General features: G+C 66.1%; 20 protein-coding genes and 1 pseudogene. 8 read left to right on the top strand and 13 right to left on the bottom strand.

From position 1 onward, the window contains the following. Nucleotides 1–7: 7 nt before the first annotated feature. From nuoK to NOV74_RS15475, 9 genes and pseudogenes are all read right to left on the bottom strand, one after another. Nucleotides 8–337, bottom strand: a complete 330-nt coding sequence (gene nuoK / locus NOV74_RS08520; RefSeq protein WP_257311077.1) for an NADH-quinone oxidoreductase subunit NuoK — start codon at nucleotides 335–337, stop codon at nucleotides 8–10. A 114-nt stretch (nucleotides 338–451) separates the two neighbouring features. Continuing rightward, nucleotides 452–946, bottom strand: coding sequence for an NADH-quinone oxidoreductase subunit J (locus NOV74_RS08515; RefSeq protein WP_257311076.1), 495 nt, complete (start codon nucleotides 944–946; stop codon nucleotides 452–454). A gap of 10 nt (nucleotides 947–956) precedes the next feature. After that, nucleotides 957–1,520, bottom strand: coding sequence for a NuoI/complex I 23 kDa subunit family protein (locus tag NOV74_RS08510; protein WP_257311075.1), 564 nt, complete (start codon nucleotides 1,518–1,520; stop codon nucleotides 957–959). A gap of 10 nt (nucleotides 1,521–1,530) precedes the next feature. Continuing rightward, complete coding sequence (nuoH, locus tag NOV74_RS08505; RefSeq protein ID WP_257311073.1) at nucleotides 1,531–2,592, bottom strand: NADH-quinone oxidoreductase subunit NuoH; 1,062 nt, start codon at nucleotides 2,590–2,592, stop codon at nucleotides 1,531–1,533. A 320-nt stretch (nucleotides 2,593–2,912) separates the two neighbouring features. Beyond that, the gene (locus tag NOV74_RS08500) at nucleotides 2,913–4,634 is read right to left on the bottom strand and encodes a glutamine--tRNA ligase/YqeY domain fusion protein (protein WP_257311072.1); all 1,722 of its coding nucleotides are present in this window, start codon (nucleotides 4,632–4,634) and stop codon (nucleotides 2,913–2,915) included. 59 nt (nucleotides 4,635–4,693) lie between these two features. Further along, on the bottom strand, nucleotides 4,694–5,509 hold the full coding sequence (proC, locus tag NOV74_RS08495) for a pyrroline-5-carboxylate reductase (protein ID WP_257311070.1): 816 nt from the start codon (nucleotides 5,507–5,509) through the stop codon (nucleotides 4,694–4,696). Between the two features lie 185 nt (nucleotides 5,510–5,694). Next, nucleotides 5,695–6,039, bottom strand: coding sequence for a hypothetical protein (locus NOV74_RS08490; RefSeq protein WP_257311068.1), 345 nt, complete (start codon nucleotides 6,037–6,039; stop codon nucleotides 5,695–5,697). Next, on the bottom strand, nucleotides 6,039–7,511 hold the full coding sequence (gene gltX / locus NOV74_RS08485) for a glutamate--tRNA ligase (protein WP_257311067.1): 1,473 nt from the start codon (nucleotides 7,509–7,511) through the stop codon (nucleotides 6,039–6,041). The genes NOV74_RS08490 and gltX overlap by 1 nt, the downstream gene beginning before the upstream one ends. A 402-nt stretch (nucleotides 7,512–7,913) precedes the next feature. Next, nucleotides 7,914–8,486, bottom strand: a pseudogene (locus NOV74_RS15475) (GTP-binding protein); the annotation flags it as partial. Between the two features lie 140 nt (nucleotides 8,487–8,626). On the opposite strand from NOV74_RS15475, the gene NOV74_RS08475 reads away from it, so the two are divergent. Both NOV74_RS08475 and dcd read left to right on the top strand, forming a co-directional pair. Then, the gene (locus NOV74_RS08475) at nucleotides 8,627–9,625 is read left to right on the top strand and encodes an FHA domain-containing protein (protein ID WP_257311066.1); all 999 of its coding nucleotides are present in this window, start codon (nucleotides 8,627–8,629) and stop codon (nucleotides 9,623–9,625) included. 2 nt (nucleotides 9,626–9,627) lie between these two features. Next, nucleotides 9,628–10,158: a dCTP deaminase gene (gene dcd / locus NOV74_RS08470; protein WP_257311065.1), complete on the top strand. Its 531-nt coding sequence runs from the start codon at nucleotides 9,628–9,630 to the stop codon at nucleotides 10,156–10,158. Nucleotides 10,159–10,243: 85 nt separating this feature from the next. On the opposite strand, the gene NOV74_RS08465 is transcribed toward dcd, so the two are convergent. Together NOV74_RS08465 and NOV74_RS08460 are read right to left on the bottom strand one after the other, a co-directional pair. After that, nucleotides 10,244–10,684: a hypothetical protein gene (locus NOV74_RS08465; protein WP_257311064.1), complete on the bottom strand. Its 441-nt coding sequence runs from the start codon at nucleotides 10,682–10,684 to the stop codon at nucleotides 10,244–10,246. A 172-nt stretch (nucleotides 10,685–10,856) separates the two neighbouring features. Next, complete coding sequence (locus NOV74_RS08460) at nucleotides 10,857–12,476, bottom strand: adenylate/guanylate cyclase domain-containing protein (RefSeq protein ID WP_257311063.1); 1,620 nt, start codon at nucleotides 12,474–12,476, stop codon at nucleotides 10,857–10,859. Between the two features lie 414 nt (nucleotides 12,477–12,890). Here NOV74_RS08460 and rimO point away from each other — a divergent pair, with 414 nt between their 5' ends. Next, nucleotides 12,891–14,270: a 30S ribosomal protein S12 methylthiotransferase RimO gene (gene rimO / locus NOV74_RS08455; RefSeq protein WP_257311061.1), complete on the top strand. Its 1,380-nt coding sequence runs from the start codon at nucleotides 12,891–12,893 to the stop codon at nucleotides 14,268–14,270. A 165-nt stretch (nucleotides 14,271–14,435) separates the two neighbouring features. Here the strand turns inward: rimO and NOV74_RS08450 are convergent, their stop codons facing one another. Continuing rightward, a complete protein-coding gene (locus tag NOV74_RS08450) occupies nucleotides 14,436–15,206 on the bottom strand; it encodes a CPBP family intramembrane glutamic endopeptidase (protein WP_257311060.1) in 771 nt (256 codons plus the stop codon). A gap of 205 nt (nucleotides 15,207–15,411) precedes the next feature. Between NOV74_RS08450 and NOV74_RS08445 the strand changes: the two genes are divergently transcribed. The 5 genes from NOV74_RS08445 (at nucleotide 15,412) to NOV74_RS08425 (ending at nucleotide 20,425) form a co-directional block, all read left to right on the top strand. Next, entirely contained in the window at nucleotides 15,412–15,690 is a 279-nt protein-coding gene (locus tag NOV74_RS08445) for a hypothetical protein (protein WP_257311059.1), read from the top strand. A gap of 81 nt (nucleotides 15,691–15,771) precedes the next feature. Continuing rightward, nucleotides 15,772–17,949: a DUF5916 domain-containing protein gene (locus NOV74_RS08440; protein ID WP_257311057.1), complete on the top strand. Its 2,178-nt coding sequence runs from the start codon at nucleotides 15,772–15,774 to the stop codon at nucleotides 17,947–17,949. A 25-nt stretch (nucleotides 17,950–17,974) separates the two neighbouring features. Next, complete coding sequence (locus NOV74_RS08435) at nucleotides 17,975–18,649, top strand: ABC transporter ATP-binding protein (protein ID WP_257311056.1); 675 nt, start codon at nucleotides 17,975–17,977, stop codon at nucleotides 18,647–18,649. Beyond that, on the top strand, nucleotides 18,646–19,890 hold the full coding sequence (locus tag NOV74_RS08430; RefSeq protein ID WP_257311054.1) for an ABC transporter permease: 1,245 nt from the start codon (nucleotides 18,646–18,648) through the stop codon (nucleotides 19,888–19,890). Before NOV74_RS08435 ends, NOV74_RS08430 begins: the two co-directional genes overlap by 4 nt. Continuing rightward, nucleotides 19,883–20,425 (top strand): phosphatidylglycerophosphatase A family protein, encoded by a 543-nt coding sequence (locus tag NOV74_RS08425; RefSeq protein WP_257311052.1) that lies wholly within the window; start codon nucleotides 19,883–19,885, stop codon nucleotides 20,423–20,425. Before NOV74_RS08430 ends, NOV74_RS08425 begins: the two co-directional genes overlap by 8 nt. An 18-nt stretch (nucleotides 20,426–20,443) precedes the next feature. Here NOV74_RS08425 and NOV74_RS08420 read toward each other — a convergent pair whose 3' ends face one another. Continuing rightward, complete coding sequence (locus NOV74_RS08420) at nucleotides 20,444–22,078, bottom strand: SpoIIE family protein phosphatase (protein ID WP_257311051.1); 1,635 nt, start codon at nucleotides 22,076–22,078, stop codon at nucleotides 20,444–20,446. Nucleotides 22,079–22,322: the final 244 nt, after the last annotated feature.

Genomic DNA, 22,322 nt, shown 5'->3' with positions numbered 1-22,322 from the left:
CGCATCCTCACTGCTTCAGGCTGGTGGCCCGGTCCGAGTCGGTGGTATCCCGGTGACGGTAGAGGCCGATGACCAGCGCCAAGCCGATGGCTGCCTCGCAGGCGGCCACGGCGATGATGAAGAGGTAGAACACCATGGCCTGGGCATCGCCCCCGTGGAACCGGGCGAAGGCCAGCAGGGCCACGTTGGCGGCGTTGAGCATCAGCTCCACGCCCATGAACTGCAGCAGGAGGGTGCGGCGCAGGAGCACCGTGGCCAAGCCCAGGCCGAAGAGCAGGAGGGCCACCACCAGGTATCCCTGGAGGCCGCCGTGGAGGATCGCATCCATGCCGGTCATCGTGGGCTCCTCACAGGTTCCTCTTCTCGGTATCGGCTCTGCCGATACGCGAGACGCTCGACACATCAGCGGTCCGCTCGCCAGATCTGAAGTGGGGCATCAGTGGTGAGCGCATCACAGATTCCTCTTCGTCAGGGCCACGGCACCGATCATCGCGGCCAGCAGCACCAGGCCCGCCACCTCGAAGCCCAGCAGATGATCCGCGAAAAGGGTGGTGCCAATCTTCTGCAGGGTCATGGCCTGGGGCATCTCAGCCCCCGTGACCGCCAGGGCCGTCAGGCCCTTGGAACCCAGCACCAGCTTCACGGCACCGAACGCCAGGGCTGCGATCAGAGTCACGGATAGCCACCGCTGGACGGGATGAGAAACCTGGGCCTTCTCCTCTTCGTGGCTGTTCAGCATCATGATCACGAAGAGGACGAGCACCATGATCGCGCCGGTGTAGACGATGATCTGGAGCGCCGCGGCGACCGGGTTGGCGAGCAACACGAAGAGACCCGCCACGCCGAAGAAGGCGGCCACCATGCAGAGGCCTGCCACGACGACGTTCTTCTGCAGCAACATTCCCAGGGCGCCCAGGAGGGTGATGAGGGCAAAGGTGATGAACATGGCCGCTCCCTTACAACGCGATCGTGCGGCGCGGCACGGAGGGGGTGGGATCCTGGGAGATGCTTTCCTTGCCATCGGCCTCGGTGTAGGTGTTCATCAGATCCCACTTGCCGAACTGCATGGACAGCCGGTCGTAGGCCGCCACTTCATAGTCCTTGCGGAGCCAGATGGCATCCTTGGGGCAGGCTTCCTCGCACATGCCGCAGTAGATGCAGCGGAGCATGTCGATGCTGAACTTGGCCGGCCGCTTCTCTTCGAAGCCCTGGGTGATGTTGAGATCGCTGAATTCCTCCGCCTCGATGCTGATGCAGCGGGCCGGGCAGGCCTCCTGGCACATGAAGCAGGCCACGCACTTGATGGCGCCATCCTCGAACCGTTTCAGCTCATGGAGCCCGCGATAACCGGAGGGCATCTCCTTTTTCATGTCCGGATACTGGATCGTGAAGCGCTTGGCGGTGGGCGTGAAGAGCTGCTTGAGGAAGTGCTGGAACGTGATGCCCATGCCCTTCATCACCGGCCACACATAGGTGCGATCCAGCCAGCTCAGCTCGACCTTCTTGACCAGGACACCCATTGCGAACTCCTCAGTGTCCCTGGCTCATGCGCCAGGCGTGGAAGACCAGGTTGGCCATGGAGAGCGGCAGCATCACCTTCCACCCGAGATGCATGAGCTGGTCGTAGCGGAAGCGTGGCAGGGTCCAGCGGATCCAGACGAAGACCCAGGCGAAGAACAGCATCTTCACCAGGAAACTCAGCACCGAGAGCATCACCGCGGGGTTCTGCACGAAAGGTACCTGCCACCCACCGAAGTAGAGCGTGGCCATGAGGGCGGAAGCCGTCATCAAGTGGCAGTACTCGGCCAGAGCCAGCAGGCTGAACTTCATGCTGCCGTACTCGGTGTTGAAGCCCGCCACGATCTCGCTCTCACCCTCGGCGAAGTCGAAGGGCAGCCGGTTCGTCTCGGCGAACATGCAGGTGAAGAACACGATGAAGCCGAGGGGCTGGCGAACGACGTTCCAGGCCCAGGGAAGATGGCCCTGGGCGTTGATGACCTCCGAGGGATCGTACCCACCGGCGGTCATGAAGATGGTGACCACGGCCAGGCTCATGCCGATCTCGTAGCTCACCATGGCCGCCGAGGCACGCATGCCGCCGAGGATCGACCACTTGTTGTTGCTGGACCAGGCGGCCACCAGCACGCCGTAGACCGCCATGCCGCCGATGGCCAGGGGGTAGAGCAGCCCCATGCCGTTGCCGGGATCCAGCAGCGCCATGTGGTATTCCTGGCCACCGCTCATGAAGCTGCGGCCGAAGGGGATCACGGCGAAGCCCATCAGGGCCGGCACGAGGGCCAGGAAGGGCGCCAGCCAGAAGAGCGCCTTGTTGGCGTCGTGGGGGACCAGGTCCTCCTTGAAGAAGAACTTGATGCCATCCGCCAACGGTTGGGCCAGGCCGATGATCTTGATCTTGCCGAAGAGCGCGGCGCGATTGGGGCCGATGCGGTCCTGGATCATGGCCGAGCCGCGACGCTCCACCCAGGTCCAGAGGGCCGCCAGCGAAAACACGCCACCGAAGACGATGACGAGCTTCGCCACCATCCAAGCGATGGCAGGCGTGGTATGTAGCAGGCTTGCGAGCTTGTCCATGGGCGGCTTCCCGGCAGGGCCGCCCGCGGGGAGGCCCAACCCATCGAGCCTATCAGAGCGGCGGCGTTCCCGACACGGAGGGAAAGAACCCTGAGGGCGGCGATGCGACCTGGGTCACAGCCTGGGGCCGAAGCTGTCGCTTTGGCCTCACGTAAAAAGCCAAGGCTTTTGGTGCAGCGAAGCCGCGCTCTAGAGGAATCGTAGGCGCGGCCCGCGATTCCTCAGCCCTTGGCCTCAATCTTCGACCTCCCGCCCACCGGGTGACGGGGCTGAACCCCGGGGGTTCTGCGGAGCCGGGACCCGGTGCGGAGGGAATCACCTCACTGCTTGGCCTCAATCTTCGACCAGCTGTCCTTCAACCCCACCGTCCGGTTGAACACGGGTCGGCCGGGCTGGCTGTCAGGATCCACGGCGAAGTAGCCGGTCCGTTCGAACTGGAAGCGCTCGCCGGGAAGCGCCTCCACCAGACTGGGCTCCAGCCGGGCCTCGGCCAGGACCTCAAGGCTTCCAGGGTTCAGGAGGGTTTTCCAATCCTGGCCCGCGGGCACGTCCATGGGGTCCTGCTGGGTGAAGAGGGGCTCATAGAGTCGCACTTCAGCCTTCACGGCATGGGCGGCGCTCACCCAGTGGAGGGTGCCCTTCACCTTGCGGCCGTCCGGCACATTGCCGCCCTTGCTGGCGGGATCCCACTCGCAGCGCAGCTCCACCACATCCCCTGCGGCGTCCCTGACCACATCCTTGCAGGTGACCAGGCAGGCCCCCCGCAAGCGCACCTCGGCCCCCGGGGCCAGGCGGAACCACTTCTTGGGAGCCTCTTCGCGGAAGTCGTCCTGATCGATGAACAGCTCCCGGGTGAAGGGCAGCTTGCGGGTGCCCATGGCCGGGTCATCCGGGTGGTTCGCCACCTCCACCTCGAAGGCCTCGGCCTCCGTCATGTTGGTGATGACCACCTTGAGGGGGCGCAGCACACCCATGCGGCGGGGGGCCCGCTTCTCCAGATCCTCGCGGATGCAGAACTCCAGCAGGCCCACGTCGGCCACCATGTCCCGCTTGGCCACGCCCACGCGCTCGGCGAAGGCCCGCACGGCCTCGGGCGTGTAGCCCCGACGCCGCAGCCCGCAGATGGTGGGCATGCGGGGATCGTCCCAGCCGCGCACGACGCCGTCCTGCACCAGCTGGAGAAGGCGGCGTTTGCTCATCACCGTGTAGGTGAGGTTCAGGCGGGCGAACTCGATCTGGCGCGGCAGGGGGCGCTGGAAGAACTTCCCGTCGACATCCTGCTCCAGGAACCACTCGTAGAGCGGCCGGTGATCCTCGAACTCCAGGGTGCAGATGGAATGGGTAATGGTCTCGATGGCATCTGACACGCCGTGGGCGTAGTCATACATGGGGTAGATGCACCAAGCGTCGCCCGTGCGGTGGTGGTGGGCCCGGCGGATGCGGTACATGAGCGGATCGCGCAGGTTCATGTTGCCGCTCGCCATGTCGATCTTCGCGCGCAGCACCATTGAGCCGTCCGGGAACTCGCCGGCCTTCATGCGGCGGAAGAGGTCCAGGTTCTCGTCGGGACTGCGATCACGAAAGGGACTGGGCCGGCCCGGCGTATGGAAGTTGCCGCGGTACTCGCGAATCTCCGCCTCGGTGAGGTCGCAGACGTAGGCCTTGCCCTGCTGGATCAGGTATTCCGCATAGTCGTAAAGGAAGGGGAAGTAGTCGGAAGCGTAGTGCTCGCCCTTCCACTGGAAGCCCAGCCACTTGACGTCCTCGCGGATGGAATCCACGTATTCCACATCTTCTTTGACGGGATTGGTGTCGTCGAAGCGCAGGTTGGTGGCACCGCCGTAGGCCTTCGCCAGGCCGAAGTTCAGGCAGATGCTCTTGGCATGGCCGATGTGCAAGTAGCCGTTGGGTTCCGGCGGAAAGCGCGTGAGCACACGGCCCCCGTGCTTGCCCGAGGCACGATCCGCCTCCACGATCTCCTCGATGAAGTGGAGGCTCTTGGGTTCGGGCCTGGATTCGGAATTGTGCAGGTCAGCGGACATCGGGGCTCACAGGATGCAAACCTCAAAGATACCCGCTGGCAAGCCCTCCCCGGTAATGGTCACCCCAACCCTGCCGCCACCTGGGTGGCCCGCTCGATGCCGCGGGCGACCACGGAGCGGATGCGGCCGTCCTCCAGGGCCAGCAGGCCGGCGATGGTGCAGCCCGCCGGGGTCGTCACCTCGTCCTTGAGGGCGGCGGGGTGCCGGCCGGTCTCCAGCACCATGGACGCGGCCCCCAGGGTCATCTGGGCCGCCAGTTCCAGAGCCACGGCCCGAGGCAGGCCGCACTGGACGCCCCCTTCGGCCAAGGCTTCGAGGATCACGAACATGAAGGCGGGACCGCTGGCGCTGAGGCCCGTAACGGCGTCCATGTGCCGCTCGTCCAGGTCCATGACCCGGCCCAGGGGCTCGAAGAGGGTCCGGGCCTGGGCCAACTGGGCCTCGGTGACCCCCTGCCCCGCCGCCAGCACCGTCATGCCCCGGCGGATGGAGCAGGGCGTGTTGGGCATGGCCCGCACCAGGGGCGTGCCCGCCGGCGTGTGGGCCGCCAGGAACGCCAGGGTCGTGCCCGCGGCGATGGAGACCACCAGGGGATGGTGGTCCAGGGCCCCCGATGCGGACAGGCCCGCCAGCAGGCCCTTCAGCTCCTTGGGCTTCACGCAGAGCAGCACCACCTCCGCTCCCCGCACTGCGCTATTGGCATCGTTCGAGAGCGCGATGCCGAGGGTCTTGGCCCGCGCGCTGGAGGAGGCGGGGTGCGGGGTGGCGGCATGGATCCGGCCCGCGGGATAGCCCGAAGCCTCCACCAGGCCGGCGCTGATGGCCTGGCCCATGGTGCCGAAACCGAGAATGGCGAGCTGGGGATGGCGGCTCATGGAGACTCCCTGGAACGAAAAACCCCCGCCTGTAGTGGCGGGGGCGGGATGGCGGGACCTGAATCCAGGTCAGCTCGTCGTGCAACTCCCCCCCGCACTCAAGGTGCTAGGGCGCGGGTGGATGACGGGAATGAGGATCATGACGATCACTATAACGGGGCCTGACCTTCGGCGGGAGAAAACCGCTACTGGTCCCGGCCCCATCCCAGGGTCCACCAGGGACAGGCCTCCAGATTGGAGACGACGAAACCCTGGCGCATTTCGGAGATGCGCTGGAACGTGTCGCCCTTGGGACTGTGGAAGCCGGTGGTGATCTCGCCGGGCCCCGATCGCACGCCGAAATAGAATTCCGACTGTTCAAGACCCAGGCGCACCGCCGTTTCCTGGAGGGCGTCGCGGTGATCCATGCCCTCGGGAATGCCCTGGATCACCTGCACGGTTTCGCCCGCGATGATCGTGGGGGCGTAGGCTGCAGCCCCCTGGTCTTCCAGCACCGCAAGGGTGATGTGGGTGAACTCATCCAGATCCATCAGAGCCAGCGTTCCAGGCGCGCCACCACTTCCTCGCGCCCGACGAGGATGAGGGTGTCGAAGATGCCGGGGCTGACCGGCTTGCCGCAGAGGGCCACGCGCAGGGCCTGGGCCAGGTCCTTGGTCTTGAGGCTGTGCCGCTCGAGGATGGCGTTGAAGTCGGCCTCCAGACGGTCGTGGTTGTAGTCGGCCAGGGCCGCGACCTCGCGCAGGGCGGGCTTCACCGCGGGCGTCATGAACTTCTCCGCGGCCTTCTCATCGAAGGTGGCGGGTCGCTCGAAGGCGAAGCGCAGGGCCTCGGCCATGTCCGTGAGCGACTTGCCCTTCTGGGTGGCGTGGATGGCCTGGGCCTTCCACGCATCGGGCTTCACGGTCCACTCGGCCGGCATGAAGGAGCGCAGGTGGGGCTCCAGCTCCTGCCAGGAGGCCCGCTGGATGAGCTTCTGGTTCAGCCACTGGAGCTTGTCCATGTCGAAGCGGGCGGCGCTCTTCTGGCAGTCCGCCAGGTCGAAGAGCTGGATCATCTGCTCGTCCGTGAGCAGCTCCTCCTCGGCGGTCTCCACGGCCTTCCCGTCGATCTTGGGCGTCCAGGAGAGCCGCGCCAGGGCCAGGCGCACCGCGGAGGGCAGCAGTCCCATGGCCTGGTACTCGGTGATGCTGGTAGCCCCGTGGCGCTTGCTGAGCTTGGCGCCGTCGGCCCCCAGGATCATGGGCACGTGGGCGAAGGCCGGCAGGTCGTAGCCGAAGGCCGCGAAGAGCGGGATCTGCTTGGGCGTGTTGTTCAGGTGGTCGTCACCGCGAATGACGTGAGTGACCTCCATGTGCGTGTCGTCCACCACCACGCAGAAGTTGTAGGTCGGAACGCCGATCTCGCCGGGACCCTCGCCGGTGCGGGCGATGATCCAGTCGTCCAGGCTGTCCGCCGGGAAGCGGGTCTCGCCCTTGATGAGGTCGGCCACCACGATGTCACCCCCGGTGGGCATGCGGAACCGGATGGCGGCAGACTCGCTGGCATCGTGGTTCGCGTCGGCGCAGCCTCTTCCGGCGTCCAGGCCGCGGTTGTACTGGAAGACCTTGCCCGCGGCTTCCACGGCTTTGCGGCGCTCGTCCAAGGTTTCCCTTGAGCACCGGCAGCGGTAGGCCAGGCCCTTGTCCAACAGCTCCTGGATCTTGGCTTTGTAGAGGTCCATGCGCTGCATCTGGCGGTAGGGACCGTGGGGCCCCTTCCACTGACCCGGATCGCCCACGATCGGGCCTTCGTCCCAGTCCAGCCCGCACCAGGCCATGCCTTCCTCGATGATGCGGATGTTGTCGTCGGTGCTGCGGGACAGGTCCGTGTCCTCGATGCGCAGGATGAAGCGCCCCCCGTGCTTGCGGGCAAAGAGCCAGCAGAAGAGGGCCGTGCGCACCCCGCCGATGTGGAGCATGCCGGTGGGGGACGGGGCGAAGCGGGTGACGACCTGGCGGGACATGGAATGGCCTCTAATCAAACAACCAGTGTGCCCCAAGCGCGCGGACTCCGTCTGCGCGCATATGCAAAACGCCAAGCGTTTTGCCCCCTACTTGATATAAAGCTTCAGCTTGATCTCGACGGGGCCTTCTCCGCTGAAGAGGCTGCGATCCAGCACGATGGGCACCTCGACCACGCTGCGATGGGGCATGTGGTTCGGAGAGGGCGCGTGGCTCGAGGAAAACGCAGAGTCGATGGGAAATTCATCGATCTCTTCCAGCAACTCACCGGCGGACAGCTCCTCGACTTCCAAGGGTTTGGTGGATTCCATGGCGGGAGACGGTGGTGGTGGCGGCACGGGTGCCGCCCCTCCCGTCAGGACGGTTTGTGGCTCCTCGACCACGCCGCCGCCGTACTTCTCCGCGAGGCTCTTCAACACCAGCCGGGCCACACCCGTGAGCGTCTCCTTGACCCCCTCGCCTCGCATGGCGCAGGCCTCGAAGGTGGGGACGCGGAAGAGGTTGATCTCCTTGTCCAGGACACCCACCGGCAGGGCGTTCGGCGTGTCCCGCTTGTTCCACTGGATCACGTGGGGGATCTTCGACAGATCCGTGCCCTGTTCCTTGAGGTTGGCGATGAGGTTCTGGAAGCTCTCCTTGTTGCTTTCCAGGGCCGGGGCCTGGGAATCCGCCACGAACACCACGGCGTCGGCGCCGCGGAGCACCAGCTTGCGGGTGGCGTCGTAGAAGACCTGGCCAGGCACGGTGTAGAGCTGGACGCGGGTCTTCATGCCCCGGATGGTGCCCAGGTCGATGGGCAGGAAATCGAAGAACAAGGTGCGGTCCGTCTGGGTGGCCAGGGACAGCATCTTGCCCCGGCCTTCGCCAGGCAGGGTGTCGTAGACGTGCTGTAGGTTGGTCGTCTTTCCACAAAGGCCGGGGCCGTAGTAAACGATCTTGGCCGTCAGCTCCTTTGTGGCCGCATTGAAAAGCACCATGCCTTCACCTTCGCGATCTCACGGGAAGATTGGCGGGTCTGCGGCATGCCGTCAAGAAAGAACCGGGAAGGGCGTTCTATCCCCCAGTCCGCCAATGATGCGGTACACTTCCCGCCATCCCAACCACCCTGAGGGTTTCCATGGCCAAGCTGCTGGTGCACGAAAGCGCTGGAGTCCGCGAGTTCGAGATCGTGGATAACGAAGTCCACATGGGGCGAGAGCTGGACAATACCTTGCGCCTCCCGGACCCCAGCATCAGCCGCCACCACTGCGTGCTCCGCAAGGTGGGCGGCGGTTATGAGATCCAGGATCTCCAGAGCAGCAATGGCGTTTTGGTGAATGGCAACCGGGTGCAGTCCTCCCCGCTGCGGAACGGCGACCGCATCACACTGGGTCAGATCCAGCTCACCTTCCAGGATCCCCTCTCCGAAGTCGGCGTCACCGCGGCCGTGAGCCGCGAGGGGGCGGTCCAGCCGCCCCTCGGCACCGTACGCATGTCCGCCGACGAACTGGCCGCCATCCACACCGGGAAGCCGCCCGCCGCCGCCTTCCCCACCGGAGAGCCCCAGGCTATTTCCGTGGGCCAGTCCTCCACCGGGCCTGCCCCCGTCCCGGTCAAAGTCGTTCCCCCCATCCCGCCGGTGCCGCCGCCATCGGCGCCCAGGCCCGCCTCCGGCTTCCTTCCAGAACAATCCTTCCTGGGCTCCCTCCTGCCCCCGATTCCCGACGACGCCGTGACCACGGGCGAACGCGGTGACCTGGTCACCCGCCTGGTGGCTGTCCTCATTGATGTGGTTCCCGCGATCCTCATCTCGATCGTCTTCATGGTCCTGTCGGTCGTGCCCTACGTCGGCTGCATCCTGCTGCCCCTCAACATCGCCGCCCAGCTTGGCTACTACTGGTTCTTCGTGCCCTGGTGCGTGTCGAAGTACGGCGCCAGCATCGGCAAGAAGGTCATGAAGCTACGGGTGGTACCCGAAGGGAAACCCCAGGGCCGCATCGACCTCGGACCCGCGATCCTGCGCCAGATCGGCAACTTCCTTTTCCTGAACCTCATCGTCCTGGCCGTCAAGGGTGACGAGCGCATCAGCCTCAGTGACATGCTGGCCAAGTCCGAAGTCCTCAAAGTGGACCGCTGACGGTGATCCTCACCGGGAAGCAGATCCTCGAAGCTAGGACCCAGGGCCGGATCCGCATCGATCCCTGGCGGGATGAGCAGCTGAATCCCAACAGCTACAACCTGCGCCTGGGCGACGATCTGGCCGTGTACACCGAGCGTGAACTCGACATGGCCAAACCCAATGGCATCGAGTTCATGAAGATCCCGGCTGAAGGGCTGCTTTTGAAACCTGGGACGCTCTACCTGGGGCGCACGTTGGAGTACACGGAAACCCACGGCATGGTGCCCATGCTGGAGGGCCGCAGCAGCGTGGGGCGCCTGGGCCTCTTCGTGCACGTCACCGCCGGCTTCGGCGACATCGGCTTCTGCGGCTTCTGGACCCTGGAGATCAGCTGCATCCAGCCCGTGCGCATCTATGCCGGGGTGGGCATCTGCCAGATCTTCTACCACACCGTCAGTGGCGACTACGACAGCTACGAATCCGGCAAGTACCAGCGGAACTCTGGTATCCAGCCTTCGATGCTGTGGAAGGATTTCATCAAAGAGTCGTAAGACCCTGGATCACTGACCCCCCTTGGCATTGAAAAGGCGGCGCAAGAGCGCCGCCTTTTCCGCAGTCACTTCTGGGGCAGAACGGCTAGACCTGGCCGCTCATGAGTTTGTTGAAGCCCGCGATCTTGACCCACCAGATGATGAGACAGACGAGGCCCACGGGGCCCGCGAGGATGTTGAGAATTGGGATGAGGCCGCAGCATTGCGCGATGCAGGTGACCAGGCCAATGGTATAGCCAGCGTCGTCGACGCTCTTCCCATTCTCCGCCGCCCAGCTCTTGATGGAGTCGGAGACATTCTTCACGACGAAGAAGTGCCACACGAGGTTGAAAAGGGGGATGAGCATCAGCCAGACCATGCTGGGATTCATCTTTTGATGGCGTTCACCGGCCAAGTTCAGGGCCTTTTGCATCGTGAGGATGTAGAAGATCGCGATGGCGATACCGATCGCGGCGCCCAACAGGATGAAGATCAAGCAGCCCCCGCCAAGCATGGCGGCGAGGGCGCTGGAGTCGGAATGAGACATGAAGGCTCCTGGGGAAAGGCAGAATCCATCCTTGGGATACGGCCAATAAAAGTGGGATGAAACGAGTGTCAGCCTAGAGCTTAGTGGCGGTATAGGCGGGATACAAGCAGCTTGAGCCGGACTTCAATCCGGAGGTCGCATGGGACATAAACAGGGCAAGCGGGTCCTGCCTCTATCTCGACTCGCGGGCGGCCGATTGGGTGGTCTGTTCCCACAGCACCTCGAAGGGCCGGACCTCCTGCTCGATGCCCTTGAGCAGGAAGCCTTCCAGTTGCCGGAGGTGCTCCTGATCTACCAGCCCGGCCGTGTGCGGTCCGATGACGATCTGGCCCGCCTTGGCCACGCTGCTCTCCAGCCGCGAGGCCAGGTTCACGGTGCTGCCCATGACGGTGTAGTCCATGCGCTTCTCGCAGCCGATGTCACCCGCAAAGGCCTCGCCGCTGTTGATGCCGATCCGCATCCGCAGCTCGGGATACCCCTCGGGCCGGCCGGCGTTCAGGGTCCGCAGGGTCTCCTGCATGGCGGCCGCGGCTTCCACCGCATGCCGGGCATGGTCCGGATCGGGACTCGGCGCGCCGAAGAACGCCATGATCGCGTCGCCGATGTACTTGTCGAGGGTGCCGCCCCGGCTGAAGATCTGGTCGGTCATGGCCTCGAAGGTGCGGTTCAGGATGCCCGCGAGCACCAGGGGCTCCATGCCTTCGCTCATGCGGGTGAAGCCCGAGATGTCGGCGAAGAGCACGCTGATCTGGCAGCGCTGGGCCTGGAGGGCGGGTGCCTCCTTGTTCTGGCTGGACTTGAGGATCTGGTCCACCACGGCGGGACTGTGGTACCGCTCCAGCCGCTGGCGGAACTTGGCCTCGCGCTCGCGCTGGATGCCCACGGCGGCGAAGTTGGCCATGGCGCTCAGCAGATGCTCATCCTCGCGCTTGAAGCTGCCCTTGCTGAGGCTCGTCTCCAGATAGATGACGCCCAGGGACTGGTTCTCCACGATGAGCGGAGCACAGAGGGCCGAGGTGATGCCGTGGATCTTGATGCTCTCGCCGGCGCTGAACCGGGGATCCATGCGGGCATCCGTGGTGAGGATGGCCACCCGGTCTTTCATCGCCGTGCGGGCGATGGTGCGGCTGATGGGATTGGGATTCAGGCCCGGCTGCTCCTCCCAGGCCAGCTCGGGCACCAGCTCGCCCCCCGCGTCCACCAGCAGGATGAACCCGCGCTGACAGGGAATCTGGGAGGTCACCAGACTCATGACGGATTCCAGCAGCTCCGTCAGGCCCGCCGCCCGGAGCAGGGTGCCGGCCATGGAGGCCAGGCGCTGGAACAGGGTCACCGCCTCGCCTGCCGGATGCTGGCCGCCCGCCTGGGCCAGCATGGCCTCCAGGCTGGCGTGGGGGACGAGGATGGACCCGGAGGCATCGAAGGCGCGGTCCTCCAGCGAAATCCGTGAAGTTCCGGATCTTGATGTCAGGGCGGGATTCAATCCTGAGGCCGGCCCCCCCGAGGCGCGGTCAGGAACCCACCTCACCATGGCCTCGCCCAGCAGCACCGTGTCCTCAGGATGCAGGGGCGCCGGCTCAGACAGGGTCACGCCGTTCAGGGAGGTCCCGTTGAGGGACTTCATGTCCATCACGTGCGGCTGGCCATCCTTGAGGAAGATGCGGGCATGGACCCGGCTCACGGCATTGGCCTGGATGCGGATGGTGGCCTGGTCGCCCCGCCCGATGGTCACACCATCCTCCGTGAGGGTCACGGGATGCAGGGCACCGTCAACCTGGAGGGTGAGTTTCATGGCCGATCCGGAGGGGGAGATTGAGTTTAGCATGCGCTGCTGATCCTGAGTGCCTAACCAAGCCCCCATGGGGCCGTGCGAGAGCCGCCGGGCGAGCGAGGCGAGGAACGCGAGGAGACGCGTACCGGGTACTACGCGCGACGAGCGTGACGCGGCATCGCGACGCCCGCCGGCCCTCGCCCGGAGGGAGAAAACCAGGTGGGCGCCCCGCGGCGTCAGAGCCCTTGAACGATGTCCCGCATCGCCCCGCGGGCCCTTCCTTCTCGGTATCGCCTTCGGCGATGCGCGAGACAAACTGATATCTGCGGTGCATCCCACCTGACTTTCTCGCGACCGCGTCGGGTTTGGTTAGGCACTCTTATCGGCCGGACGCGGTATTCTATGAGGTTCCACCAGCAGGTGGTTGGAGATCCGTTGACCAAAGTCGGTTTCATGTCCCTGGGCTGCCCCAAGAACCTGGTGGATTCGGAAGTCATGCTGGGCCATCTGCGCCTCAAGGGCTACCAGATCACCCCCGTGCTGGAAGAGGCCCAGGTGCTGGTGGTGAACACCTGCGGCTTCATCGACGCGGCCAAGCAGGAGAGCGTCGAGGCCATCCTCCAGGCCGCGTCGATGAAGAAGGAAGGCGCCTGCGAGAAGCTCATCGTCGCCGGCTGCCTGGTGGAACGCTACCGCGACGAGCTCATGACCGAGATGCCGGAGATCGACGCCTGCATCGGCACCCGGGACATCGAGCAGATCGCCGAAGTCATCGGCGCCGGCGCGGCCTTCGAGCTGAACCCCAACCCCGACTACCTCTACACCGAGGCCAGCCCACGGATGCTCACCACCCCCAAGGCCAGTGCCTACCTCAAGATCAGCGAGGGCTGCGACCATGCCTGCGCCTTCTGCGTGATCCCGCAGCTCCGGGGCGCCCAGCGCAGCCGCAGCATCGCGAGTGTCGTGGCCGAGGCGATGAACCTGGTGGCACAGGGTGTGCTGGAGATCAGCCTCGTGGGCCAGGACACCACGGACTACGGCCGCGACTTCGGCGATCCCGACGCGCTGGAGAAGCTCGTGCGCGCCTTAGGCTCGGTCAATGGCCTGCGGTGGTTCCGCATCCACTACGCCTATCCCAACCGCCTGACCGACGGCCTGCTCCACGCCATTGCCGAAACGCCCAACTGCGCGCGCTACCTGGACATGCCCCTGCAGCACGCGGATGCCGCCATCCTCAAGGCCATGGCCCGGGGCGGCAGCCGGGCTTCGTTCCTGAAGCTCATTGAGAAGGTTCGTCGCATCGTCCCGGGCATCGCCATCCGGTCCAACTTCATCGTGGGCTTCCCCGGCGAAGACGAGGCCGCCTTCCAGGAGCTGAAGGCCTTCGTGCAGGAGGCCCGCTTCGATCATGTGGGCGTCTTCACCTACAGCCCCGAGGAAGGCACCACCGCTTATGATCTGGGCGACCCCATCCCGAAGCGCACCAAGGAGGCCCGCAAGCGGCGCATCCTCGAGCTGCAGCAGAAGATCGCCCGGGAGAAGAACCAGGAGAAGGTGGGCCAGGTGATCGACGTGCTGGTGGAAGGCGCCCACGAGGAGACGGATCTCCTCGTGAAGGGCCGCCACCAGGGCCAGGCCCCCGAGATCGATGGCAACGTGCTGCTGGTGGACGGCGCGCCCCAGGTGAACACCATCCAGCGGGTGCGCATCGTGAAAGCCCACGCCTACGACCTTATTGGCGAGGTCGAAGAGGGGGGCCTCGACGCGAGCACAGCCTCCTACGAGCAGGCGTTCCGGAACCGCCAGCGGTCCTAGTCGGGGCCTTCCTGGCATCAACGCCCGGCCGGATGCCCCGCATCTGAGGCTGCCCCGCAGCCCCAGATGCGACCCGGCTCGGGGTTGAGGCCCACGCCTACGACCTTATTGGCGAGGTCGAAGAGGGCGGCCCGGAGGCCAGTACCACCGCCTATGAAGCGGCCTTCAGGTCGAAGCGCTCAGCCCCCTGATCCGTCCGCGAACCTGCGGCGACCAAAGCATGGCGAGGCCGACGAGACCCGCGGCTCCCACCAGCAGGATGACCATCCAGGATCCTTTGGCCTGATCGAAGGAAGGCATCGGATTCAGCCGGCCCAAGGCAAGGACCACACTGTTGTTGATGAAATGTCCCAGGAAGGCTGGCCACAGAGAGCCGGTGCGCAGCACGAGCCAACCCAGGAGAAGCCCGAGGACGAAAGTTCCGGGGAGCTTGGCCCAGCTGCCGTGCGCCAGGGCGAACATCAAGGCGGTGAGCAGGAGGGCCCGTCGTTCCCCGCCGAGCTCGCGGATCCTCGCCAGGCCGTAACCCCGGAAGAGCACCTCCTCCGCGATGGGGGCACCGAGCACCACTCCCAGCACCCCCACCGAAGCCAGGGGATCCGAGACATGGGGCAGGCCCACGGTACGCTCAAGGGACCACGCCCAGGCCACCACCACCGGCAGCAGGGCCAGGACACAGAGGACCGTCCACACCAGGACACCGGGAGTCACCGGAGCCAAAGGCAGGGCCTTGCGCCAGTCCTTACCCCAGGCGGATTTCGCCACCCGGAGGATCCCCGGCACCACCGTCAGCATGGCCAGGGCTCCCAGGCAGACCCCAAGCCACGGGTGGGACTTGTGGGCGATCGTCGAAGCGATCATCAGGGGAATCGGAAACAGGTTCAGCCAGACGACCAGGCCCAGGGCCGCGCCCACACCGGCGAAGGCCTGGTTCATACGGTCGGCTTCAGGCCTTGGGACAGCGGCTTCCTCGGCTTCTGACATTCGCATTCCTCGGATTGGGTTCCACCACTTGAACGCATCCGACCTGGAAATAACCAGGGCGAGGTCGGCCACCATGGGCACCTCCCGCCTCCCACCTTCAGCACCAATCCGGCTAACCTGTGGGTCACCTCCCACAACCACCTCCACAGGAGCTTCCATGCGCCCTTCCGTCGCCCTGGCCTCCCTTCTCCCGATCGGTCTCTTCATGGCCGTCGCCCTTCAGGCCGCGCCGCCGACCGCCAAGGCCCCGGCCCAAACCCCGGCCAAGGCCATCGGTCCCAAGCCGGATGATCCCAGGGGCAAGAACGTCAAGGCTATCGGCCCCAAGCCGGATGATCCCAGGGGCAAGGATGTCAAGGCCATCGGTCCCAAGCCGGATGATCCCAGGGGCAAGGCCGCCAAGCCCGCAGCGGCGCCAGCTCCCGCCAAACGCTGAACTACGCGCGCTCAGGCCAAGGGTTCTAAACGGATCTCCGAAGTCACTCGTAGGCCATGGGAACCGTTTCAGGGATCTTTCATGCGCTTCCCGGTCTTGGCTTTTGCCTGCCTGCCCATCCTGGCCTCCCAGGCCCCCAACCCGCTGCACCTGGCCATCCCCCGGCTGGCCCAGGCGCCTTCCATGGCCCGCGACGCGGACCTCTCCACCTGGAAGGAGGCCCTGGTCCTCACCGAGTTCGGCATGATCATGCCGGACGACCATGGTGAGAACCGCTGGCCCACCATCGTCCATGTGGGCTGGGGTTCCGACGCGCTCTACGTCGCCGTGGAGGCGAAGGACCCCGAGCCCGCGAAGATCCACGCCGCCCACCACATGCGGGACACGAACAACGGCGACTTCGACTTCGTGGGCGTGGACCTGGATCCCTCCGGCAAGGGCCAGAGCATCGCCCGGTTCTTCGTGACGCCCCTGGGCGGCCAGATCGACGAGATCATGACGGACAGCACCGGCGAGAACGCTTCGTACAACTGCCTCTGGGATTCCACCGGCGTGCTGACGCCGGACGGCTATGTCGTGAAGATGCGCATCCCCTACAGCAGCCTGCGCCGGCGTCCCGGCGACTGGGCCTTCCGCATCCTGCGCATCATTCCGCGGGAGCGGCGCTACGGCATCTCCTGGCCCCGCATGAGCAAGGACGTGCAGTGCGACATCTGCCAGATGGCCCGGGTCTCCGGCGCCCCGGTGGACAAGCCCGGCTCACCGTTCCTCCTGATTCCCTTCGCCACCTACACCCGCACGCAGTCGCTGGAAACCAACCCGGGCGCGCCCGTGGAATCCAAGGCCCGGCTGGGCCTGGATGCCCGCTACGCCACCACGGCCCTCACATTCGAGGGCACCTACCGGCCCGACTTCGCCACGGCGGACGCGGACGTCGACCCGCTCCAGATCAACAGCCGCTTCAAGGTGTTCTACCCCGAACGCCGGCCCTTCTTCCTGGAGGGGATGGACCTGCTCTCCCCTCCGGCGGCCCAGCGCCAGTTCTTCAGCCGATCCATCCAGAGCCCGCTGTACGGTCTCAAGGCCTCCGGCCAGGGCTCCCTGGCCAGCTGGACCCTGCTCCACGCCAAGGACGAGGACGGCGGCCTCATGCTGAGCGCCAATGGCGCCCAGGGTATCGAGGGCCTGCCCACCCAGGACACCGCGGCCGCGCTGCGCCTCCAGGTGGGGGGCCGAGGCTCCGGAATCTCCTTCCTCGGCACGGACAAGCGCCTGATGGGTGGGCCCGCCGACACTGGCGGCCAGAGCGGGGGGATCTACCTCGACCAGTATCTGGGTTCCGAGTTCCACGTCATCGGCAGCGCCATGGCCGCCACCTCACGCCTCCCCCAGGCCGACGGCAGCCTCCTCTCCCAGCGGGGGACATCGACCTCCGCCGAACTGGACTGGAACACCCGCCACTGGTTCGCCTCGGCCGTCAGTCAGGCCACGAGCCCCGGGCTGGTGCTGGTATCGGGGTTCACGGACCTTCGGGGCTACCGCCAACAGAACGGGACCTTCGGGTGGCAGGGCAACTGGAACGGCGGGAGGTTCTCCCAGGCGAACACCTACCTGCGCCTCCGCCGGCTCGTGTGGTGGGACGGCAATCCCTTCGATCGGGCCGTGGGCCTGAGCAGCTATGTGGAGACCGCCAACCGCTGGGCCTGGAGCCTGGACTGGGACATCGCCGGGCGGACCTGGGCCAACGATGAGGTGACCTCGAACGCCACCCGCAATATCAACCTGGCGTTGAGCTGGAAGAAACTCATCTGGGCCCAGATGCTGGTGCGGGCGACGACCGGGCGCACCATCGACCTGGCCTCGGGCGCCCCGGCACGTATCCGCACCACCAGCTTCAGTTCTCACGGTGCGGTCGGTGATCTGAGCTACGACCTCTCGGCCCAGAGGACCGTGCTGGATCGCGAGTCCGACGACCTCCGGCTCGTGCGGGCCCGCAAGCTCGCCACCACCGCCACCTATCAGATGCCGCATGCCTTCTACCTGAAGGCCCAGGCCTTCGTGGTGCGGTACGACGGCTCCGAGATCGTTGGGGTGGACAAGTTCCTCAAGGCCTTCGTGGGCTGGCAGCCCAACGCCTTCACCAATGCTTACCTGGGCTGGTCAGGCCAGCGGCGGCAGGATCCCACGGCGGTGATCCCCTCCGAGCGCATGGTGGAGCGGGGCCTCTTCGCGAAGGTGGCTTACGCCATGCAATTCTGAGGCCAGGGACCGTTACACTGGTTCGATGCTGCAATTCCGCAACCTGACCCGCGCCTACGAACTTGGCGGCGAACGCGCCGGTGTGTTCGGCGTGTCATTGGAGGTGCCGAAGGGCTGCCTGGCCGTGCTGGCCGGCCCCAGCGGCAGCGGCAAGACCACGCTGCTCCAGCTCGCCGGCCTGCTGGATCAGCCCGACGAGGGCACCGTCCTGCTGGATGGACAGCAAGTGTCCAGTCTGTCCGAGCGGGAACGCTGCGACCTGCGCCTGCGGCGCCTGGGTTTCGTGTTCCAGGCCTTCAACCTGGTGCCGGTGCTGTCGGCCCTGGAGAACGTGATGCTGCCTCTGCAGCTCCAAGGCGTCGCCGAGGCTGAGGCCCAACATCGCGCCAAGCTCGCCCTGGACCGGGTGGGCCTTGGGGACCGTCTGCAACACCGCCCCGGCCAGCTGAGCGGCGGCCAACAGCAGCGTGCCGCCATTGCCCGGGCCCTGGCCCCGGATCCACTCCTGGTGCTGGCGGATGAACCCACCGCCAGCCTTGATCACGCCCACGGCGGACCGCTCATGGACCTCATGGCCGAACTGGCCGCCGAGCGCGGCGTGACCTTCCTCGTGGCCAGCCACGATCCCGCCGTCATCACCCGGGCCCATCGCGTGTTCCGCCTCATGGACGGACAGCTGATCGGGGAGGAGCGCCTGTGATCCTCCCGCGCCTGGCCCTTCGGAACCTGCTGCGCCAGCGGCGGCGGACAGCGCTCACCTTGATGGTGGTGGTGGCGGGTTTCCTCGCCCTCAGCCTGGCGGGGGGCTTCATGGCCCAGACCTTTCAGGGGCTTTCGGACGCGGCCATCCGCGGCGGCCTGGGCCACCTCCAGGTGATGCCCCCCGGGGCCATGGAAGGCGACGAAGCCCAGAGCCTGGAGAAGGCCCTGCCCGACGGTGAGTCGCTGGCGGCGCGACTGCGTCAGGATCCCGCCGTGGCGGAGGTGCTGCCGCGCAGCCAATTCATGGGCCTGCTGTCCAGCGGCGCGAAGAGCGTGGCCTTCCTCGGCACGGCCGTGGATCCCGTGCTCGAACCCAAATACATGGCCTGTCTTGATTCGCTGAAAGACGGCGCCAAAGCCTCCGGCGGTGCGGGCTCCCACTGGCTTTCGGCCGACCCTTCGGCCCGCGAGGTGATCCTCGGCGCCGGGCTAGCCCACAGCCTGGGTGCCTCGGTGGGCAGCCTGCTCACCCTCATGTCCACCACCCGGGATGGCGCCCTGAATGCCGTGGATGTGGAAGTGATCGGTCTCCAGGACCTGGGGTTAAGAGAACTGAACGATCGCCTCCTCACCGTCAGCCTGGCCACCGCGAACCAACTGCTGGACGCCGGTCCGGCCCGCTCGCGGCTGTCCATCGTGCTGAAGCGGCCCCAGGACACCGTCGCCGAGCAGGCGCGCATCCAGGCCCTGCTGCCGGAGACGTCTGTGAAACCCTGGTTCGAGCTGGCCTCCTTCTACCGGCAGGTGAAGCTGCTCTACTACGCCATCTTCGGCTTCATGGGCCTGGTGCTCTTCCTGGTGGTGCTGCTGGCCACGGCCAACACACTGCTGATGTCGGTCATGGAGCGCGTTCGCGAGTTCGGCGTCCTGCGGGCCATGGGCCTCCAGCCCGGCCAGTTGCTGATCCTCCTTCAGTGGGAAGGTGCTTTCCTGGGCCTCATGGGCAGTGCCCTGGGCCTGGCGGCCACGCTGCTGCTTAGGGCGGGCCTCAACGCCCTGCACATCCAGATGCCCGCCCCACCGGGCACCAGCCATGGGTACGAACTGGACATCCACTTTGTGCCTGCCGTCTACCTCATCGTGGCCATTGGCATTCAGGCCACCCTCCAGCTGAGCGCCTTGTTCCCCGGCCTGAAGGCCGCGCGGCTGCGCATTGTGGAGGCCCTCAGACATGTATAAGGCACCCCGGCCCGCCTGGTGGCTCGCCACGGGCTTCGGCAGCGGCTACCTGAAACCCGCGCCGGGCACCTGGGGCAGCCTGTCCGGCCTGGCCGCCTGGCTTGTGCTGGTGTGGGTCATCCGCGGCTGGGCCCTGCCGGCCTGGGTCCTCCTGGTGGCGCCGCTGGCCCTCGCCCTGATGGCTGTGTGGGCGGCGGATCGCGTGGTGGCCGAGACGGGCCTGAAGGATCCCTCCTTCGTGGTGGCCGACGAGTGGGCTGGCATCTGGATCGCCGTGACTCCCCTGCTCTTTACGGTGACCATCCAACCGCAGCCCTGGACCCTGTGGATGGCACGGCTCGTGGCGCCCTTCCTGCTCTTCCGCCTCTTCGACATTTGGAAACCCGGAGCCGTGGATCGCGCGCAGCAGCTCCCCGGTGGATGGGGGGTGGTGGCGGATGATGGGCTGGCGGGTCTCCTCGCCGCCCTCCTCGCCTGGCCCCTGGATCGCTGGCTGGGCGCACAGTCGCTGCTGCATCCTGGGCTCTGGCGCTAAGTATCCTGGGCTCGGGCCCTAGGTCCTTCGCACCAGCAGGATCGTCCGGTCATCAAGGTAGGGTTCACCGTGGGTGTACCGATCCAGTTCCTCCATGAGGCGGGCCTCCATCGCCGCAAGCGGCTCGGAGCGCTGAGCCAGGAGGAAGTCGATCAAGGCCGCCTCGCCGAATTCATTCCCCGCCGGATCCGCGCTTTCGGTGATGCCATCGGTGTACAGGGCCAGCAGGTCCCCGGATCGCATGGTCATGGACGCAGTCCCATAGGGGTTCCCAGGAAGCATGCCGATGGGCAGTCCCTGCGATTCGAGCAGGTCGACGGTCCCCCCGCGGCGGATGAAGAGGCCGGGGTTGTGTCCTGCATTCGTATAGCTGAGCCGTCCTGTCGCGGGGTCCAGCAGGACCAGGAAGGCTGTGATGAAGCGTCGCCCATCCGTGTGCCGAGCCACGGCCCGCGAGAGTTGGAAGGCCACGTCGTTCACCGCCATGTCGCGTTCCGTCCAGGCCTCCAGCGTCGCCTGCATGGAGGCCATCAGAAGACCCGGCCCGAGGCCTTTGCCGCTCACATCAGCCAGGCAGAAGAGCCACTGACCATCCTGGCGGAGCCACCAACCGAACAAATCCCCGGACACCTGGCGGCTGGGGAGGTTGTTGCCGTGCACCTCGAAACCCTCCACCTCCGGGGGGAACCCGGGCAGGAGCCCCTGCTGGATGTGGCGGGCGAGATCCAGTTCCTGGTCGAGTTTCTTCCGGGCCTGGGCCTCCTCCCGCATGCGGGCCTGCTCGAGCTTGGCCGTGGCCAAATGGGCCAGGGTGCTCGCCAGCCTGAGATCCTCTTCATCGAAAGGGGGCCGGGGGGGGTGAGAATCCAGGTACAGCAGGCCTTTCACCACGCCCTGATGCTCCAGTGGAGTGACCATTGCCGAGGTGATGCCGCTGCTCACGAGCGAGGGTGAGGCCAACCCCTGATTGTCCGCGAGGATGTTGAAGAGCACGGATTCCTTCCGCTGCAGGGCGGCCTCCACAAGGCTGTGGGCCAGCAGGATCGGCTGGTGGCCTTCGGGGCCCCGAGAAGCCACGGCGTGGAGATCCGCATTGGCATCCTGGAGCAGTACGGCGGCCCGCCAGGGCCTGAGCAGGGTCCAGAGCCGGTCCAGCAGGTGCTTGAGCAGCTGTTCCGGAGGGCTGTCCTCCAGGAGTTCCAGGGAGAGCCCCTGGAGTTCCCGGACCACTTCACGGAGCCGGAAGGTTCCCGGCGCCTCGCTCCGGATCGGAGCCGCCCGCAACCGCTCGAGAGGCAGCACCAGCGAGCCGGCCGACGACGAGGTATCCCCATCCGGGCCAATGTGGACCCTGGGCCCCTGCTGGGGTTCCCCCAACCGCACGGTGACCTGCCCGAGCAGGAACTCGTCACCCTCCTGCAAGGGGTGGATCGAGCTGATCCGCTCCCCATGGATGGAAGTCCCATTCAGGGAACCCAGGTCCTCCAGATAGGCGACGCCATCCTTCAGGCTGATCCGTGCGTGGTGGCGGCTCAGGCTGGCGTCGGGGATGACCACGTCATTTTGAGAGGAGCGCCCCAAGGTCCAGGACTGCGCCTCCCCTCCCAGGGGGACGGGCGGCCTTCCTGGGATGTGCAGGACCAGAGGTTTCATGGAGCCGGACTCGGGGCCATCGGTGTAAATCATGCCGTGGACTGGCATAGTACACTTCCTCGCCAGCCATGATCTTTACTAATATTTAATCGACTTATTGACACATGTGTCACGGCAATTGACGCGCCAACGGCCTGCGAGGCCAAAGCACCCTTGGGGGCGGGCGACCTGGACATTCCACACGGCAGCCAGCCATACCAAAACAAGCGGCGTCAGCCTGCCTTAAACCGCAGGACGCCTGGGC

Source organism: Geothrix fuzhouensis (genome assembly GCF_024609325.1).
GTDB lineage: Bacteria > Acidobacteriota > Holophagae > Holophagales > Holophagaceae > Geothrix > Geothrix fuzhouensis.
Note: the sequence above shows the minus strand (reverse complement) of the source record. Positions and strands in the feature narration are given on the sequence as shown.